Consider the following 1,450-nt stretch of genomic DNA (forward strand, 5'->3'; position numbering starts at 1 on the left):
AGTATACCATTTTTTAAAAGAAGAGTAAAAAAGCAAGGGTAGTTTCTTTTTTGAGAATTGGCTAAAAGTTTGATATAATAGTAGTTATGAATAGAATAAGAGTCAGCAAAAGGGTTGAAAAGAAGCTCGCCAAAGGTCTGGTTTTACTAGAAGCCAGTGATCTTGAGAATGTTCATCTTAAGGATCAGGAAGTAGAAGTCTATCGTCAAGAAGGCACCTTTCTTGGGACTGCCTACCTTTCTCAGCAAAACAAGGGCTTGGGCTGGTTTGTTAGTCAGGACAAGGTGGCCTTCAATCAAGCTTTCTTTGAAACACTGTTTAGACAAGCTAAAGAAAAGAGAAAATCCTATTATCAAGATGATTTGACAACTGCCTTTCGTCTCTTCAACCAAGAGGGAGATGGCTTTGGCGGTCTGACAGTGGACCTTTATGGCGACTATGCTGTCTTTTCTTGGTATAACTCTTATGTTTATCAGATTCGTCAGACCATCTCAGAAGCCTTTAGACAGGTTTTTCCTGAGGTGTTAGGGGCCTATGAGAAGATACGCTTTAAGGGTTTGGACTATGAATCAGCTCATGTTTATGGTCAAGAAGCACCTGACTTTTTCACTGTTTTGGAAAATGGGGTCTTGTATCAAGTCTTTATGAATGATGGTTTGATGACAGGGATTTTCTTAGACCAGCATGAAGTTCGCGGTAGTTTAGTGGATGGATTGGCTATGGGTAAATCCTTGCTCAATATGTTTTCCTACACAGCAGCCTTTTCAGTAGCTGCGGCCATGGGAGGAGCTAGCCAGACAACTTCTGTTGACCTAGCCAAACGTTCACGAGAATTGTCTCAAGCGCATTTTCAGGCAAATGGAATCAGTACAGATGACCATCGTTTTGTGGTCATGGATGTCTTTGAATATTTCAAGTATGCCAAGCGAAAAGGCTTGACCTACGATGTGATTGTCCTAGATCCGCCTAGCTTTGCTCGGAACAAAAAACAGACCTTCTCTGTGGCCAAGGATTATCACAAGTTGATTTCTCAGAGTCTTGAGATTTTAAATCCGGGAGGGATTATCATTGCCAGTACCAATGCTGCCAATGTATCCCGTCAGAAATTTACAGAACAAATTGATAAAGGCTTTGCAGGAAGAAGTTACCAGATTTTAAATAAATACGGTCTTCCAGCAGACTTCGCCTATAATAAAAAAGATGAAAGTAGTAATTACCTCAAGGTGATTAGTATGAAGGTTAGTAAATGAAATTAATCGTTTCAGTAATGCCAAGAAGTTTAGAGGAGGCCCAGGCTCTGGACGCCACGAGGTACCTGGATTCCGACATCATTGAATGGCGTGCCGACTATCTGCCTAAGGAAGCGATTTTGCAGGTGGCTCCAGCTATTTTTGAAAAATTCGCAGGCCGTGAGTTGGTTTTCACATTGCGAACTCGCTCTGAAGGGGGA

2 protein-coding genes are annotated in these 1,450 nt (G+C 41.7%); both read left to right on the top strand.

Annotation, left to right across the window (positions count from 1 at the left end; all coding sequences use genetic code 11):
* Positions 1–86 precede the first annotated feature (86 nt).
* Entirely contained in the window at positions 87–1,250 is a 1,164-nt protein-coding gene (locus SMIDD26_RS02515; protein WP_061438809.1) for a class I SAM-dependent rRNA methyltransferase, read from the top strand.
* Positions 1,247–1,450: type I 3-dehydroquinate dehydratase (locus SMIDD26_RS02520; RefSeq protein ID WP_134990139.1), on the top strand; the 204-nt coding region annotated here is incomplete at its 3' end. The genes SMIDD26_RS02515 and SMIDD26_RS02520, both read left to right, overlap by 4 nt.

The organism is Streptococcus mitis, assembly GCF_001579035.1.
In the GTDB taxonomy this organism is placed as follows: Bacteria; Bacillota; Bacilli; order Lactobacillales; family Streptococcaceae; genus Streptococcus; species Streptococcus mitis_J.